16 protein-coding genes are annotated in these 15,199 nt (G+C 61.3%); 9 read left to right on the forward strand and 7 right to left on the reverse strand.

Going from position 1 to position 15,199, the window contains the following annotated elements; translation table 11 throughout:
- Positions 1-4 precede the first annotated feature (4 nt).
- Positions 5-220, forward strand: coding sequence for a TOBE domain-containing protein (locus HU736_RS16595; protein WP_101322556.1), 216 nt, complete (start codon positions 5-7; stop codon positions 218-220).
- A 93-nt stretch (positions 221-313) separates the two neighbouring features.
- On the opposite strand, the gene HU736_RS16600 is transcribed toward HU736_RS16595, so the two are convergent.
- The 5 genes from HU736_RS16600 to HU736_RS16620 all read right to left on the reverse strand — a co-directional run bounded on the left by HU736_RS16600 (position 314) and on the right by HU736_RS16620 (position 6,862).
- Positions 314-1,683, reverse strand: a protein-coding gene (locus HU736_RS16600; protein ID WP_437180464.1) for an IS3 family transposase whose coding sequence is annotated in 2 segments (ribosomal slippage) — positions 314-1,201 and positions 1,204-1,683 — 1,368 coding nt in all. Because the reading frame shifts where the segments join, the coding sequence is not laid out codon by codon here.
- Between the two features lie 115 nt (positions 1,684-1,798).
- A complete protein-coding gene (locus HU736_RS16605) occupies positions 1,799-2,425 on the reverse strand; it encodes a TetR/AcrR family transcriptional regulator (protein WP_103435324.1) in 627 nt (208 codons plus the stop codon).
- Positions 2,425-4,002, reverse strand: coding sequence for a glutamate--cysteine ligase (gene gshA, locus HU736_RS16610; RefSeq protein ID WP_189691747.1), 1,578 nt, complete (start codon positions 4,000-4,002; stop codon positions 2,425-2,427). The genes HU736_RS16605 and gshA overlap by 1 nt, the downstream gene beginning before the upstream one ends.
- 152 nt (positions 4,003-4,154) lie before the next feature.
- Positions 4,155-4,541 carry a PaaI family thioesterase gene (locus tag HU736_RS16615; RefSeq protein ID WP_186700535.1) on the reverse strand — a complete coding sequence of 129 codons (387 nt, stop codon included), beginning with the start codon at positions 4,539-4,541 and terminating at the stop codon, positions 4,155-4,157.
- Positions 4,538-6,862 (reverse strand): Tex family protein, encoded by a 2,325-nt coding sequence (locus tag HU736_RS16620; RefSeq protein WP_186700533.1) that lies wholly within the window; start codon positions 6,860-6,862, stop codon positions 4,538-4,540. Before HU736_RS16620 ends, HU736_RS16615 begins: the two co-directional genes overlap by 4 nt.
- Before the next feature lie 230 nt (positions 6,863-7,092).
- Between HU736_RS16620 and ompR the strand changes: the two genes are divergently transcribed.
- Both ompR and HU736_RS16630 read left to right on the forward strand, forming a co-directional pair.
- Positions 7,093-7,833: an osmolarity response regulator transcription factor OmpR gene (gene ompR / locus HU736_RS16625; protein WP_103435320.1), complete on the forward strand. Its 741-nt coding sequence runs from the start codon at positions 7,093-7,095 to the stop codon at positions 7,831-7,833.
- A gap of 118 nt (positions 7,834-7,951) precedes the next feature.
- Complete coding sequence (locus HU736_RS16630; RefSeq protein WP_178080802.1) at positions 7,952-9,265, forward strand: ATP-binding protein; 1,314 nt, start codon at positions 7,952-7,954, stop codon at positions 9,263-9,265.
- Between the two features lie 32 nt (positions 9,266-9,297).
- Here HU736_RS16630 and rimK read toward each other — a convergent pair whose 3' ends face one another.
- Positions 9,298-10,203 (reverse strand): 30S ribosomal protein S6--L-glutamate ligase, encoded by a 906-nt coding sequence (rimK, locus tag HU736_RS16635; protein ID WP_101322549.1) that lies wholly within the window; start codon positions 10,201-10,203, stop codon positions 9,298-9,300.
- Positions 10,200-10,682 carry a retropepsin-like aspartic endopeptidase RimB gene (gene rimB, locus HU736_RS16640; RefSeq protein ID WP_101322548.1) on the reverse strand — a complete coding sequence of 161 codons (483 nt, stop codon included), beginning with the start codon at positions 10,680-10,682 and terminating at the stop codon, positions 10,200-10,202. The genes rimK and rimB overlap by 4 nt, the downstream gene beginning before the upstream one ends.
- Positions 10,683-10,791: 109 nt before the next feature.
- Between rimB and HU736_RS16645 the strand changes: the two genes are divergently transcribed.
- The 6 genes from HU736_RS16645 to HU736_RS16670 all read left to right on the forward strand — a co-directional run bounded on the left by HU736_RS16645 (position 10,792) and on the right by HU736_RS16670 (position 15,139).
- Positions 10,792-11,193: an RNA-binding S4 domain-containing protein gene (locus HU736_RS16645; protein ID WP_101322547.1), complete on the forward strand. Its 402-nt coding sequence runs from the start codon at positions 10,792-10,794 to the stop codon at positions 11,191-11,193.
- A 101-nt stretch (positions 11,194-11,294) separates the two neighbouring features.
- Positions 11,295-12,197 carry an Hsp33 family molecular chaperone HslO gene (gene hslO / locus HU736_RS16650; protein ID WP_186700530.1) on the forward strand — a complete coding sequence of 301 codons (903 nt, stop codon included), beginning with the start codon at positions 11,295-11,297 and terminating at the stop codon, positions 12,195-12,197.
- A 179-nt stretch (positions 12,198-12,376) separates the two neighbouring features.
- Positions 12,377-13,921, forward strand: a complete 1,545-nt coding sequence (locus HU736_RS16655) for a phosphoenolpyruvate carboxykinase (protein ID WP_103435319.1) — start codon at positions 12,377-12,379, stop codon at positions 13,919-13,921.
- A gap of 190 nt (positions 13,922-14,111) precedes the next feature.
- On the forward strand, positions 14,112-14,396 hold the full coding sequence (locus HU736_RS16660; protein WP_103435318.1) for a type II toxin-antitoxin system Phd/YefM family antitoxin: 285 nt from the start codon (positions 14,112-14,114) through the stop codon (positions 14,394-14,396).
- Positions 14,362-14,670, forward strand: coding sequence for a Txe/YoeB family addiction module toxin (locus HU736_RS16665; protein WP_186700528.1), 309 nt, complete (start codon positions 14,362-14,364; stop codon positions 14,668-14,670). Before HU736_RS16660 ends, HU736_RS16665 begins: the two co-directional genes overlap by 35 nt.
- A 34-nt stretch (positions 14,671-14,704) precedes the next feature.
- Entirely contained in the window at positions 14,705-15,139 is a 435-nt protein-coding gene (locus tag HU736_RS16670) for an acyl-CoA thioesterase (RefSeq protein WP_101322544.1), read from the forward strand.
- The last annotated feature ends 60 nt before the right edge of the window (positions 15,140-15,199 follow it).

The following is a 15,199-nucleotide window of genomic DNA, read 5'->3' on the forward strand; positions in this document are numbered from 1 at the left end:
CACCATGACTATCAAAGCGATCAACGTCCGCAACCAGTTCAAAGGCACTGTGAAAGAAATCCTCGAAGGCCCGGTATTGTCGGAAATCGACGTGCAGACCGCCTCCGGTGTGGTCACCTCGGTGATCACCACGCGTTCGGTAAAAGAGTTGGAACTGCAGGTGGGCAGTGAAGTGATTGCCTTCGTCAAATCGACCGAAGTATCTATCGCCAAGCTGTGATGATTGTTGGTGTACTGGGGCCGCTTCGCGGCCTTCGCGGGCAAGCCCGCTCCCATAGGTTCATGAGCTGCGCCCCAAATGTTGGACAGTCAGTTAGCCTATCCCAGCCTGAGCCCTGTAAGCCACAGGGCTCAGGCCTTTCAGCTTCATTTTGATTCGGTCATGGTTGTAATAATGGATGTATTCGTCCAGCCCCGCCTTAAGCTCAGCGACACTCGCGAAGCGTTCACGGTAGAAATACTCACACTTGAGCGTCCCGAAAAAGCTTTCCATCGCGGCGTTGTCCAGGCAGTTGCCCTTGCGTGACATGCTCTGTTCAAGCCCTGCTTCTTTCAACCGCTTGCAGTAGCCAGGGTAGCGATAGTGCCAGCCTTGATCCGAGTGCAGGAGCGGCCGGCGATCAGCTGGAAGCCCTTTGATTGCTGTCTCCAGCATGTCGCCTACCAGGGTAAAACGTGGTCGGGTGTCGGTGTGATAAGCGACGATCTCGCCGTTGTATAGATCCATGATCGGAGAAAGGTACAGCTTCTCGCCTGCCACTTTGAACTCGGTGACATCCGTTACCCACTTCTGATTTGGATGATCGGCATGGAAGTCACGCTTGAGGATGTTGGGTGCGGCTTCGCCCATCAGTCCCCGATAAGATTTGTACTTCTTGGGGCGCACCGTGCATTTCAGGTCCAGCTCGGCCATCAGGCGGCGCACCTTCTTACTGTTAACCAATTGCCCTTCGCTGCGCAGCGTAGAGGTGACCCGTCGATAACCGTAGCGGCCACTGTGCCGATGGCTGATGTTCTGGATTGAGGTTTTGAGTGAGGCACACCGATCCCCGGCCTCAAGCACGCCAAGCTGATAGTAATAAGTGCTGCGCGGCAAATGAGCCGCTTTGAGCAGCCAAGTAAGCGAGTAGCGCTTACGCAGTGCCGCGACTAGCCGGGTTTTTTCTTGGCTATCTTCTTCCTCGCCTTCTCCTCGTCTAGCTCCTCGAGCTTTTTTAGGTAGGCGTTCTCCGCTTCAAGCTGGGCCAGCCTTGTCAGCAGCTGCGCACGAGTGAGTTTCTCAATGGGCATGGATGAAGTGTCTGCAGGTTTGCGTGGTGCTTTAGGCATCGCGGTGATCACTGGCTTTCTACGGGGCGGGCGGGGTTGATGTCCGCCACTGTAATACTGTTCTTCCCAGCTGCGAACCAGCGTGGAGTTGCCGAGGTTATAAAGCGCTGCCGTGGCGCGTAACGAAAGGTCTTCGCGCCATTTGTGGTGAAGAACGGAGAGTTTGAATTCGGCGCTGTAATGGCGGCCTGCCTTCTCCAGGCTGGCCTCACCGTGCGTGCGATAGGCCACAACCCAGCGGCGAAGAAGCGTCGGATCCATCTGAAGCTGCGCGGCAATGTGGCGAAAGCCATAACCGCGATCGAGAAAGGCTTGGATAGCCGACAGCTTGAACTGCTTTGAATACTTGCTCATAAAAACCCCAAAAGTGGACGGGTGTCCAACATTTGGGGCGCAGCTCATCAGGCGGCGCTGCAAACCTTGTGGGAGCGGGCTTGCCCGCGAAGGCCGCAAAGCGGCCCCAAAACTATCAGCGTTTAGGCAGGAACGGTGGCAGGTACAATCCCAGATACGCATCACAAACCCGCTTGCCTTCCTCGGCCATGCGCGGGGTGATCTGCTCGTGCAACTGCACCGAACGGGCATAGACCCGGTCGCTCAGCTCCATCGCCAGGGCAAACACATCGACGTCGTGCGGCATTGCCGGTAGCTGGAAATGCTGATCGAACAGCTTGTGCATCAGCTCGCCCAACTCCAGATCATGCTTGCGATCCGCCTGGGTCACTTCGCTCAAGCCATGCTGGGCCAGAATTAACTGCCGCGCTGCGGCATCCTCCTGATAGATCTCCAACATCCGTTGCTCGATCAGCCGCGACAGGTCATGCCAGGTGCTCAGCGCGCTGCTGTCGATCGGCGCGCGCAGTGCCTCACGAAAGGCCCGGTGCACATCTGCCGTCAGCGCTTCGAGCAGGGCCGGCACGCTGGCAAAGAAGTGGTACACCGACGACGGCGGGATCTGCGCGTGTTCAGCCACGCTGTAGATCGACAGCCCGGCCACACCGTGCGCCGCAAGCAACTCGCGGGCTGCCGCCAGGATCGTGACGATCCTGGCCTGGCTGCTGGCGCGCGGCTTACGTGGTGTGGGCGTGCGGGTCATCAGTTGCTGATGGCCAGGATGCTGGCCTGGTAGGCACCGACGAACAGGTCGAAGTCACCCACCTCGTCCTGCTCCAGGCGCGCCTGCTCGGCCAGCGAGTCACGTGCCAGCGTCTCGAAAGCTTGTTGGCGCTCGGGGCTCAACGGCTGCTCACGGAAGGTTTCGGCATGCAGACGGCTCTGACGCATGGAGAATTCGACAAAGCTCTCATCGTGCTCGGTCATGCGCGCCAGCACCTGCGCCGACGGCGTCAGTTCGGGATCATCGACCTTGGCCTGCTGCGCATCAACAGCTTTGACATGCGCATTACCGCCGTTGGCTTGATCGAGCAACGCGGCCAGCGGCGCGATACGCTCGAGCAGCTCGCCGGCCCACTCCTTGAGCGTCACCGGTTGGCCATTGCGCTGCAGCTCCAGGCCCGGCTTGCGGCCTTGCTTGACCACGCTGAGGAAGTTGCTGGTGCACTGGCCGCATTCGCCGTTGCTCAGCTGCGGGCTGTCGTCCAGCGCGCACAGCAGCAGGAATGCATCGAGGAAACGCGACTGCTGCAGGTCGATACCGACCGGCAGGAACGGGTTGATGTCCAGGCAGCGCACTTCGACGTACTGCACGCCGCGCGAGGCCAGCGCCTGGATCGGCCGCTCGCCGGTGTAGGTCACGCGCTTGGGGCGGATGTTCGAGTAGTACTCGTTTTCGATCTGCAGGATATTGGTGTTGAGCTGAACCCACTCGCCATCCTTGTGCGTACCGATCTCGACATATGGCGGGTACGGCGTGCCAACCGCCTTGCGCAGGCTGTCGGTGTAGCTGGCGAGGTCGTTGTAGCACGGCGTCAGGCCGGCCTGGGCGTTGCTCTGGTAACCCAGGTCGCTCATGCGCAGGCTGGTCGCGTAGGGCAGATACAGGGTGTCGGGGTCGAGCTGTTCGAGCTGGTGCGCACGGCCACGCATGAAGCCTGCATCCAGCGCCGGGGAAGCGCCGAACAGGTACATCAGCAGCCAGCTGTAGCGGCGGAAGTTACGAATCAGGGCGATGTACGCCGCCGACTGGAAGTCACGGTCGCTGTCAGCGCCGCCTTCCTTGTCGCGCAGCAGAGGCCACAGTGCCTCGGGCAGCGAGAAGTTGTAGTGAATACCGGCAATGCACTGCATGGTACGGCCGTAACGCAGGGCCAGGCCCTTGCGGTAGACATACTTGAGCTGGCCGATATTGGAGGTGCCGTAATAGCCGATCGGAATATCCTCTTCGGCCGGCAATGCGCAGGGCATCGACGGGCTCCACAGGTATTCGTTACCCAGCTTGGACTGGACGAAGCGATGCACCTCTTCGAGGTTATCCAGCACCGCAGCCGGGTCGGCCAGGGCCGGAGTGATGAACTCCAGCAGCGATTCTGAATAATCGGTGGTGATCTGCTCGTTGGTCAGCGCCGATCCCAGGGCCTCGGGATGCGGGGTCTGGGCCAGGCGACCTTGATCGGTCACGCGCAGGCATTCGCGCTCAATACCGTGCAGGCACTGCTTGAGCAAGGGGAGATTGGCACTGAGCAGGCTCAGGCGGCTGTTGAGGAGTTCGCTCAAGATGTATTCCTTCACGCGTCAGTCGCCCCAATATGGGGGTAGAAATAACGGTCTACAAGGGTAGGGACAAAGGAACTGGCGTTGTCGCCTGGTTACGCGGTTTCGGCAGTGCCATCACACTGCCGAAAATACCGCAGATAGCGCTTTGTGAGCTAGAGAACCGCGAAGGTTCCCTGAGCTTTCGCAACCAGCTTGTCGCCTTGGACTACGTCGGCGTCGACCACCAGTGTGCGCCGGCCCGCGTGCAGCACGCGCGCGGTGCATAGCATCTCGCCGTCGCTGACCGCGCGCATGTAGTTGATCTTGCACTCGATGGTCACGCTTTGCTGGTCAAAGCCATGGCTGGCCGAGCAGGCCAGGCCCATGGCGATGTCGACCAGGCTGAAGATCGCCCCGCCGTGCAGCTTCTGGCCACGGTTACGCAGCTGTGGCGTCAATGTCAGGGCCACCGTCGCAACACCCTCTTCAAGGCGCTGCAGGCGGCAGCCAAGCAACTGGCTGAAGGCACTTTCGACGTATTCGCTGGGCAGGTCGGTCATTTCTTCTTCAACTGCTTGGCGTTGGCGAACAGCGAGGCCATGGCGTTGTTGGCTGGCGCGGCCGTAGCCGTCTCACGCGGGCGCGCTGGCTGCTGCGGGCGGTTGCCGCCATTGGCCCGGCCACCACCGCGGTTGCCTTCGACCTTCTCGCCGGGGGTGTCGCCCATGCGCATCGACAGGGCGATACGTTTGCGCGGGATATCCACCTCCATCACCTTGACCTTGACCACATCACCGGCCTTGACTGCTTCACGCGGGTCCTTGATGAACTTCTCCGACAGCGACGAGATGTGCACCAGACCGTCCTGATGCACGCCGATATCGACGAAGGCACCGAAGTTGGTGACGTTGGTGACCACACCTTCGAGGATCATCCCAGGCTCGAGGTCCTTGAGCTCTTCGACGCCGTCCTGGAACGAGGCGGTCTTGAACTCCGGGCGCGGGTCACGGCCGGGCTTGTCCAGCTCTTGCAGGATGTCGGTGACGGTCGGCAGGCCGAAGGTCTCGTCGGTGAAGTTTTTCGGGTCGAGGCGCTTGAGAAAGGCGCTGTCGCCGATCAGCGAGCGGATGTCGCGGTCGGTGCCGGCGGCAATCCGCTGCACCAGCGGGTAGGCTTCCGGGTGCACGGCGGAGGCGTCCAGCGGGTTGTCGCCGTTCATCACGCGCAGGAAGCCGGCGGCCTGCTCGAAGGTTTTTTCGCCGAGGCGGCTGACCTTTTTCAGTGCTGCGCGGGTGGCGAACGGGCCATTGGCGTCGCGGTGGGCGACGATATTCTGCGCCAGGGTCGCGTTCAGGCCAGAGATGCGCGTAAGCAGCGCCACCGAAGCGGTGTTGACATCGACGCCGACGGCGTTCACGCAGTCTTCCACCACAGCATCGAGGCCGCGGGCGAGTTTGAGCTGCGAGACATCATGCTGATACTGGCCGACGCCGATCGATTTCGGGTCGATCTTGACCAGCTCGGCGAGTGGGTCCTGCAGGCGCCGGGCAATCGACACCGCGCCACGGATCGATACATCCAGGTCCGGGAACTCGCGTGCTGCCAGCTCCGAGGCGGAGTACACCGAAGCGCCGGCTTCGGAGACCATCACCTTGGTCATCTTCAATGCTGGGTATTTTTTGATCAGCTCAGCAGCCAGCTTGTCGGTCTCGCGGCTGGCGGTGCCGTTGCCGACCGCGATCAGCTCCACCGAATGCTTGGCGCACAGCGCTGCCAGCACGGCAATAGTACGGTCCCAGTCGTTGCGCGGCACGTGCGGGTAAACCGTGGCGGTGTCGAGCAGCTTGCCGGTGGCATCCACCACCGCAACCTTGCAGCCGGTACGCAGGCCCGGGTCGAGGCCCAGGGTAGCGCGCGGGCCTGCCGGGGCGGCGAGCAGCAGGTCGTGCAGGTTATGCGCGAAGACGTTGATCGCTTCGCTCTCGGCGGCTTCACGCAGCTCGCCGAACAGGTCGGTTTCAAGGTGGGTGTAGAGCTTGACCTTCCAGGTCCAGCGCACCACTTCGCCGAGCCATTTGTCGGCCGGGCGGGCGCGGTTTTCCACGCCGAAGTGCTGGCCGATCATCATCTCGCACGGGTGCAGGGTGCCCGGCAGCTCTTCGCCGACTTTAAGCGCTGCGCTGAGCACGCCTTCGTTGCGGCCACGGAAGATCGCCAGCGCACGGTGCGATGGGGCGCTGCGCAGCAGCTCGTCATGGGCGAAGTAATCGCGGAACTTGGCGCCTTCCTCTTCCTTGCCCGGTACCAGGCGGGCACTGAGTACGGCTTCCTGCTTGAGGAAGTTGCGCAGTTTTTCCAGCAGGCCGGCGTCTTCGGCGAAGCGCTCCATGAGGATGTACTTGGCGCCTTCCAGCGCGGCCTTGACGTCGGCTACGCCCTTGTCGGCATCGACGAAGCGCGCGGCTTCGGTTTCCGGGGTCAGCTGCGGGTCGTTGAACAGGCCGTCGGCCAGCTCGCCGAGGCCGGCTTCGAGAGCGATCTGGCCCTTGGTGCGGCGCTTTTGCTTGTACGGCAGGTACAGGTCTTCGAGGCGGGTCTTGGTGTCGGCCAGCTTGATCTCGCGGGCCAGCTCCGGGGTCAGCTTGCCTTGCTCGTCGATGCTGGCAAGGATGCTCGCGCGACGGTCATCCAGCTCGCGCAGGTAGCGCAGGCGCTCATCCAGGTGGCGCAGCTGGGTGTCGTCGAGGCTGCCGGTGACTTCCTTGCGGTAACGGGCGATGAAGGGCACCGTCGAGCCTTCGTCCAACAGGGCCACGGCCGCCTCGACCTGTTGCGGGCGAACGCCGAGTTCTGCGGCAATACGGCTGTTGATGCTGTCCATGAAAACCACCTGACAATATGTGAATACTGGAGGCCGCAGGTGGGCATTCGTGCCCGGCGGCGCTGGGTGAAAGGCGCGCATTATACCCATCGCGCCGAGCTTGCGGTGATAGCGCCGCGCCATCGGCGGCCGCGTGGAAGTGGCGCCCGGGGAAAAATCTGCTAACAATGCACACGGCACGCGCTGCAATGGCTACGCCATAATGCGCAGCGATCTCAGAGGAGTTATTGATGACCAGCACGCCTAACACAGTTGAAGGTGACAAGATTCTCATCGTCGACGACGATCCGGGGCTCAGCAGCCTGCTGGAGCGTTTTTTCACCAGCAAGGGCTACCGCACCCGGGCAGTACCCAATGTCGAACAGATGGACCGGCTGCTGGCCCGTGAGGTGTTCAACCTGGTTGTACTCGACCTGATGCTGCCTGGCGAAGACGGCTTGTCTGCCTGCCGCCGCCTGCGCGCAGCGAACAACCAGATCCCGATCATCATGCTTACCGCCAAGGGCGACGAGTTGAGCCGGATCAAAGGCCTGGAACTGGGCGCCGACGATTACCTGGCCAAGCCGTTCAACCCCGACGAGCTGATGGCGCGGGTCAAGGCCGTGCTGCGCCGTCAGTCGGCGCCGGTGCCTGGTGCGCCTGGCAGCGAAGACGAGACCGTGACCTTCGGTGACTACGAGCTGTCGCTGGCCACCCGCGAGCTCAAGCGTGGCAATGAAGTGCACATGCTCACCACCGGCGAATTCGCCGTGCTCAAGGCGCTGGTGATGCACGCCCGCGAGCCGCTCACCCGCGACAAGCTGATGAACCTCGCCCGTGGCCGCGAGTGGGACGCGCTGGAGCGCTCTATCGACGTGCAGATCTCGCGTCTGCGCCGCATGATCGAACCGGACCCGTCCAAGCCGCGCTATATCCAGACGGTCTGGGGCGTGGGCTACGTGTTCGTGCCGGACGGAAACGCCGGCAAATGAGTCTGCAGGCTTGCCACTACGCTGCAGGGCGACCCGAACGGGCCGCCCTGTTTGCGTCTGTGGCCAGCCGGCAATCTGGCGGGCTCTGCTCGCGCCTGTTCTGCAGTAGATGTCCTCGATGAAAACCCCTGTTTGGTTCCCGCAAAGCTTCTTCGCCCGCACCCTGTGGCTGGTGCTTATCGTCGTGCTGTTCTCCAAGGCGCTGACCCTGGTTTACCTGCTGATGAACGAAGACGTGCTGGTCGACCGTCAGTACAGCCATGGCGTGGCCCTGACCTTGCGCGCCTATTGGGCAGCCGATGAAGAAAACCGCGAGAAGATCGCCGAAGCGGCCGGCCTGATCCGGGTAACCGGGGCCGGCGTGCCGGAAGGCGAGCAGCACTGGCCTTACAGCGAAATTTATCAGCGGCAGATGCAGGCCGAACTGGGCGAGGACACCGAAGTGCGCCTGCGCGTGCATGCGCCGCCGGCGCTGTGGGTCAACGCGCCGAGTCTGGGCCCGGGCTGGCTTAAGGTGCCGCTGTACCCGCATCCGTTGCGCGGGCAAAAAATCTGGAACGTACTCGGCTGGTTCCTGGCCATTGGTTTGCTGTCGACAGCGTCGGCGTGGATCTTCGTCCGTCAGCTCAACCAGCCGCTCAAGCGCCTGGTGTTTGCCGCCCGTCAGCTTGGCCAGGGGCGCAGTGTGCGCTTGCCGGTCAGCGACACGCCAAGCGAAATGGCCGAGGTGTACCGCTCGTTCAACCAGATGGCTGAAGACGTCGAACAGGCCGGGCGCGAGCGTGAGCTGATGCTGGCGGGGGTCTCGCATGACCTGCGTACGCCGCTGACGCGCTTGCGCCTGTCGCTGTCACTGATGGACAACGACAACGACCTGACCGACGACATGGTTCGCGACATCGAAGACATGGACGCGATTCTCGATCAGTTTCTGGCGTTTATCCGTGATGGCCGTGACGAGCCGTTGGAAGAAATCGACTTCTCCGACCTGGTGCGTGAGGTGGTTGCGCCGTACAACCAGCCGGAAGAGCGCGTGCGCTTGTGCCTGGAGCCTATTCCGCCGTTCCCGCTGCGCCGTGTTTCGCTCAAGCGTATGCTCGGCAACCTGATCGGCAATGCCTTGCACCATGCGGGGCAGGGCGTTGAAGTAGCAGCTTATGTATCGGGCGACGACAGCGCGCCGTATGTGGTGTTGAGCGTGCTCGACCGCGGCGCGGGGATCGACGAGTCGGAGCTGGAGACCATCTTCAACCCCTTCATCCGGGGCGACCGTGCGCGTGGTGGCAAGGGTACGGGGCTGGGCCTGGCCATCGTCAAACGGATTGCGGCGCAGCATGGCGGCAATGTCGAGTTGCGTAACCGCTCTGGCGGCGGCATTGAAGCGCGAGTGCGTTTGCCGTTGGGCTTGCTGCTACCGCGCAACGCAGTGTGATTGTCGGGGGCCGCGTCGCGGCCCCGGCAATATTAGCCCTTACCCTTGGTGCGGGTCTGATTCGGCCCGCCGTTCTTCTCCAGGTGCTCGATGATCATCCCGGCAACGTCCTTGCTGGTGGTGACCTCGATGCCTTCCAGGCCTGGCGATGAGTTGACCTCCATCACCAGTGGGCCGTGGTTGGAGCGCAGGATGTCGACGCCGGCCACGCTCAAACCCATGACCTTCGCCGCGCGAATGGCGGTGATGCGCTCTTCCGGGGTGATCTTGATCAGGCTGGCAACGCCGCCACGATGCAGGTTGGAACGGAATTCACCCGGCTTGGCCTGACGCTTCATCGAGGCAATTACCTTGTCGCCAACCACGAAGCAGCGGATATCGGCGCCGCCGGCTTCCTTGATGTATTCCTGAACCATGATGTTCTGCTTAAGGCCCATGAACGCCTCGATCACCGATTCGGCGGCCTGAGTGGTTTCGCACAGCACCACGCCAATGCCCTGGGTGCCTTCCAGCACCTTGATCACCAGGGGCGCGCCGTTGACCATCTGGATCAGGTCGGGAATATCGTCCGGCGAGTGGGCAAAGCCGGTAATCGGCAAACCGATACCGCGCCGCGACAGCAGTTGCAACGAGCGCAGCTTGTCCCGCGAGCGGGCGATTGCCACCGATTCGTTGAGCGGATTCACGCCCATCATCTCGAACTGGCGCAGCACTGCGCAGCCATAGAAGGTAACGGACGCGCCGATCCGCGGGATCACCGCATCAAAGCCCTCCAGCGGCCGCCCACGGTAGTGGATCTGCGGCTTGTGGCTGGCGATGTTCATGTAGGCACGCAGGGTATCGATCACAACCATCTCGTGGCCACGCTGGGTACCGGCTTCAACCAGGCGGCGGGTGGAATACAGACGCGGGTTCCGCGACAGCACAGCGATCTTCATGCAGCACCTGTGACAGGGAGAGGGTTGACCGGAAAGGCCGGTTTTTCCTGAACGTATTTCGAGCTTGGGTCCACTACCAGTTGGCCGTGGATCAATGCCTTGGAACCGAGCAGCAAGCGGTAGCGCATGGCCTTGCGACAGGCCAGGGTGAATTCGACCTCCCAGACCCGGTCTCCCAGCGCCAGCGGCGTGCGGATCACATAGCGGACCTGGGCATGGCCGTTGGAGCTCTTGATGCTTTTCATGGTCACCAGCGGGGCTTCACAGCGGCGATGGCGCAGCTGCACCACGGAGCCGAGGTGTGCAGTAAATCGGACCCACTGCTCACCGTCGCGTTCAAACGGCTCGACATCGGTGGCGTGCAGGCTTGAGGTGCTGGCGCCGGTGTCGATCTTGGCGCGCAGGCCGGCCAGCCCGAGTTCGGGCAGCGCCACCCACTCGCGCAGGCCGATCACACTCAGATGGTCAAATGTCTTCACTAATCACACCCTGGGGATAAGGTGGTGAACTTTAAGCACCGCGCAGAATTTTTGCATCCGTCAGTGACGGTAGTACAGTTCGGTTAAAGACAGAATTCGAGGTAAAGAGATGGCACAAAAGTCGGAAGAAGACGACAAGGTACGCCTGGACAAATGGCTGTGGGCCGCGCGGTTCTACAAGACCCGCGCCCTGGCCAAGGCGGCCATCGAAAGCGGCAAGGTGCACTGCCGCGGCGAGCGCTGCAAGCCCGGCAAGGAGCCACGGGTGGGCGACGAGTTCGTCCTGCGTACCGGCTTTGACGAGCGCACCATCGTTGTCAAGGCGCTGTCGGTGGTACGCCGCGGCGCGCCTGAGGCGCAGCTGCTGTATGGCGAAACCGAAGAGAGCATCCGCCGCCGCGAGCAGGCCGCGCAGCAGCGCAAGGATGGCGCCTTGGGGATGACGACCGATGGTCGGCCCAACAAGAAACAGCGCCGGCAGATCCACCAGCTGCACGGCAGCTTCGACTGATCTGTGCTGTTTTAAGAGGATGAGACAGGGAGCGCCTCATGCGTGGGCCGTACCAGGCCTGTTAATATGTGGACATTATTTTTCCAGATAGCCAAAACCTTATGAGCGACCTCCCTGCTACCGATTTCACTCAACGTTTCCTGTTCGACGACCGCGACGTGCGTGGCGAGATGGTCGGGCTGGAGCGCAGTTATGCCGAAGTGCTGGCCAAGCACCCCTATCCGCACCCGGTCGCGCTCCTGCTCGGTGAGTTGATGGCCGCCGCCGCGCTACTGGTGGGCACCCTCAAGTTCGACGGCCTGTTGATCCTGCAGGCGCGCTCTGAAGGCCCAGTGCCGTTGCTGATGATCGAATGCTCCAGCGAGCATGACATCCGTGGCCTGGCCCGCTATGAGGCGGACCAGATTGCCGCCGATGCAACCCTCACCGAGCTGATGCCAGATGGCGTACTGGCCTTGACCGTCGACCCGATCAACGGTCAGCGCTACCAGGGCATGGTCGACCTGCACGGCAAGGACCTGTCGGAGTGCTTCACCAACTACTTCGTCATGTCGCAGCAGATCAACACCACCATCACCCTGGCTGCCGACGGCTCGCGTGCCCGTGGCTTGCTGGTGCAGCAGTTGCCTGCCGACCGTCAGAAAGACAGCGATGAGCGCGATGAAAGCTGGAACCACGTCAAGGCTTTGGCGAACACTGTCAAAGCCGAGGAATTACTGGGCCTGGACAACGAAACCATGCTCCAGCGCCTGTACCACGAAGAGGCTGTGCGCCTGTTCGACTTGCAGCCGTTGCAGTTCCGCTGCAGCTGCTCGCGGGAACGTTCAGGCAATGCCTTGGTCAGTCTCGGTCAGGAAGACGCTCAGCAGCTGGTAGTTGAACATGGTGGCCAAATCGAGGTCGATTGCCAGTTCTGCAATCAGCGTTATCTGTTTGATGCGACCGACGTTACGCAATTGTTTGCTGGCGGCGGCACAAGCGGCGCAGCAGAAACACGTCACTGAAGCGTTTAATTGCAGTGAATTCTCCTGTCGTTCTGCGATAAACCGCAGTTCTGACAGGAGGGGTCTACTTTTTTTGGGCTTTTCTGGCATAATCCGGCCACTTTTTTCGCTGTAGTCGTTTTTTTCGGACCACTACAAAACGTTTGGAGCACTCGGCCTCGGGCCGGATGGGGTATCTCATGACGCAAGCCAACAACACCGTGTACACCGACCTGAGCGTCGATGAGCTGGTAAAAGAAGCGCTGTCCCGCGGTGAAGGCGAGCTGGCCGATACTGGCGCGCTGGTCGTGAAAACCGGTCACCGCACCGGCCGTTCGCCAGCGGACCGTTTCATCGTCGACGAACCCAGCACCACCGAGGCAATTGCCTGGGGCCCGATCAACCGCAAGTTCCCGGCCGACAAGTTCGATGCTTTGTGGGCTCGCGTTGAAGCGTTCAACAACGCCCAGGACCATTTTGTGTCCTATGTTCATGTAGGTGCTGCCGCCGAGCACTACCTGCCAGTGCGCATGACCACCCAGACTGCCTGGCAGAACCTGTTCGGTCGTTGCCTGTTCATCAACCCGGAGCAGTACAACCCGGCCGGTCGTGATGAGTGGCAAGTGCTCAACGTTGCCAACTTCGAATGCTCGCCTGAGCGCGATGGCACCAACTCCGACGGTTGCGTGATCATCAACTTCGCCCAGAAGAAAGTCCTGATCGCTGGCATGCGTTACGCCGGCGAAATGAAGAAAGCCATGTTCTCGGTGCAGAACTTCCTGCTGCCGGCCGCTGACGTACTGCCTATGCACTGCGCAGCCAACATCGGCGAAGAAGGCGATGTAACCCTGTTCTTCGGCCTGTCCGGCACTGGCAAGACCACTCTGTCGGCCGATGAAAGCCGTTACCTGATTGGTGACGACGAACACGGCTGGGGCGAAGGCGTAGTCTTCAACATGGAAGGCGGCTGCTACGCCAAGTGCATCGACTTGTCCGAGAAGAACGAGCCGGTCATCTGGAAAGCCATCAAGCACGGCGCAGTTCTGGAAAACGTGGTCATCGACGACGCTTCCAAGCACGCCGACTACGCTGATGTCAGCCTGACCCAGAACAGCCGCGCAGCCTACCCGCTGGAGCACGTTGCCAAGCGTTCCGAAGCGAACCTGGGCGGCGAGCCAAATGCCGTTATCTTCCTGACCTGCGACCTGACCGGCGTGCTGCCGCCAGTGTCGATCCTGAACAACGAGCAAGCGGCCTACCACTTCCTGTCGGGTTACACCGCGCTGGTCGGTTCGACTGAGATGGGTTCGGGCGGCGGCATCAAGTCGACCTTCTCCACCTGCTTCGGCGCGCCGTTCTTCCCGCGTCCTGCTGGCGAATACGCTGAGCTGCTGATCAAACGCATCAACGGCTTCGGCTCCAAGGTCTACCTGGTCAACACCGGCTGGACCGGCGGCGGCTACGGCGTTGGCAAGCGCTTCAGCATCCCGACCACCCGTGCTGTGATCGCTGCGATCCAGAGCGGCGCGCTGGTGGGTGCCGAAACCGAACACCTGGACATCATCAACCTCGACGTGCCGAAAGCCGTTGAAGGTGTTGATACCAACCTGCTCAACCCACGTACCAACTGGGAAGACAAGGCTGCCTACGACGAGGCTGCCAAAGGTCTGGCCAAGCTGTTCATCGAGAACTTCAAGAAGTTTGACGTTTCCGACGCAATCAAGGCTGCCGGGCCGAAGCTGTAAGCTTTAACCGGTACGCTGGATAGAAGCCGCCCTTAGGGGCGGCTTTTTTTTGCGTCAGATTTGTCATCTTGACGCATGTACAAAGTGTCGTACAATGATTCGCGTCTGATCATGCGCTCCACGAGCGTTTGTTGAAGCGAAACACCTTCTGAAACACCTGCTCCAGGCGCTGCCTGGAAAGGATTGACCAATGCATGTATTGACCTTTAGCCAAGCTCGCGCCGACCTGAAGCAGACGATGGATGACGTCTGTCGAGATCACGAGCCAGCAGTCATCACCCGCCAGCGCGGTGAGCCCGTTGTGATGATCTCTTTGGACGATTACAACGGCATGCGCGAAACCATGTACCTATTGGGATCATCTGCAAACGCCAAGCGTCTGCGCTCCTCTATCGCTCAGATCCGTTCCGGTAAGGCGATTACCAAGGAACTGACCATCAATGAGCACGAAGTCCAAGCAACGCAACAAGACTGAGGCCCGTAATACCGCAAGCATCGCGTTTACCTCGGAAGGCTGGGAAGACTACAACCACTGGCTTTCGAACGATGCCGATGTCTTTCAGCGGCTGGACGCCTTGATTGCCGATTGTCTGCGTAGCCCATTCAAAGGAATCGGCAAGCCTGAGCCGCTGAAAGGTGACTTGTCTGGGTTCTGGTCTCGGCGCGTCACCCGCGAGCATCGCATAGTCTATTTTTACGAAAGCGGCACGCTAACCATCCTGCAATGTCGTTTCCACTACGATGACTGAAGCGGCTTCATGTAATCAACCTGCGTGGTAATCCATGACCGAATCCCCCCTGCGCTCCGACTTCAACCACTTCCACCCAATCCTCACCCGTCCGCAAGACAACGACGTCAACGGCCACATCGCTGGCGCCACTGTGCATGGCTTTTTTGAAACCGCGATACAGGCATTTCTGGTGGAGCAGGCCGAGCTCGACCTGCGCGACGGCGCGCTGGCGGGTCTGGTGATCAGTTCGGCAGCCGACTTCTACGCCTTGCCGGCGTTTCCGGATGTGCTCGAGGTAGGCCTGGGCGTGACGCGGCTGGCTGGCAGTACCGTGGAGTACCGTTTGGCGCTGTTCCGCCCAGGCGAGACCCAGGCGTGTGCGGCCGGCAGCCTGGTGCAGGTGTTCATCGAGCGCAGCTCAGGCCAGCCTGCCGTGCTGCCTGAGGCCATGCAGGCGACCCTGGCAGGCCTGCGGCCCAACCTTTAAAGGGCACAAATGCAAAGGCCCCGCCGGGAGGGGCGGGGCCTTTTGATGCCTGGGCAAAGC

The sequence above is a fragment of the Pseudomonas shirazensis genome, assembly GCF_014268785.2.
GTDB classification, from domain to species: Bacteria; Pseudomonadota; Gammaproteobacteria; order Pseudomonadales; family Pseudomonadaceae; genus Aquipseudomonas; species Aquipseudomonas shirazensis.

Coding starts and splice junctions, on each gene's coding strand:
- HU736_RS16595 (WP_101322556.1), top strand. CDS start 5: ATGACTATCAAAGCGATCAACGTCCGCAACCAGTTCAAAGGCACTGTG.
- HU736_RS16605 (WP_103435324.1), bottom strand. CDS start 2,425: ATGACCCGCACGCCCACACCACGTAAGCCGCGCGCCAGCAGCCAGGCC.
- HU736_RS16615 (WP_186700535.1), bottom strand. CDS start 4,541: ATGACCGACCTGCCCAGCGAATACGTCGAAAGTGCCTTCAGCCAGTTG.
- HU736_RS16620 (WP_186700533.1), bottom strand. CDS start 6,862: ATGGACAGCATCAACAGCCGTATTGCCGCAGAACTCGGCGTTCGCCCG.
- ompR (WP_103435320.1), top strand. CDS start 7,093: ATGACCAGCACGCCTAACACAGTTGAAGGTGACAAGATTCTCATCGTC.
- HU736_RS16630 (WP_178080802.1), top strand. CDS start 7,952: ATGAAAACCCCTGTTTGGTTCCCGCAAAGCTTCTTCGCCCGCACCCTG.
- rimK (WP_101322549.1), bottom strand. CDS start 10,203: ATGAAGATCGCTGTGCTGTCGCGGAACCCGCGTCTGTATTCCACCCGC.
- HU736_RS16645 (WP_101322547.1), top strand. CDS start 10,792: ATGGCACAAAAGTCGGAAGAAGACGACAAGGTACGCCTGGACAAATGG.
- hslO (WP_186700530.1), top strand. CDS start 11,295: ATGAGCGACCTCCCTGCTACCGATTTCACTCAACGTTTCCTGTTCGAC.
- HU736_RS16655 (WP_103435319.1), top strand. CDS start 12,377: ATGACGCAAGCCAACAACACCGTGTACACCGACCTGAGCGTCGATGAG.
- HU736_RS16660 (WP_103435318.1), top strand. CDS start 14,112: ATGCATGTATTGACCTTTAGCCAAGCTCGCGCCGACCTGAAGCAGACG.
- HU736_RS16665 (WP_186700528.1), top strand. CDS start 14,362: ATGAGCACGAAGTCCAAGCAACGCAACAAGACTGAGGCCCGTAATACC.
- HU736_RS16670 (WP_101322544.1), top strand. CDS start 14,705: ATGACCGAATCCCCCCTGCGCTCCGACTTCAACCACTTCCACCCAATC.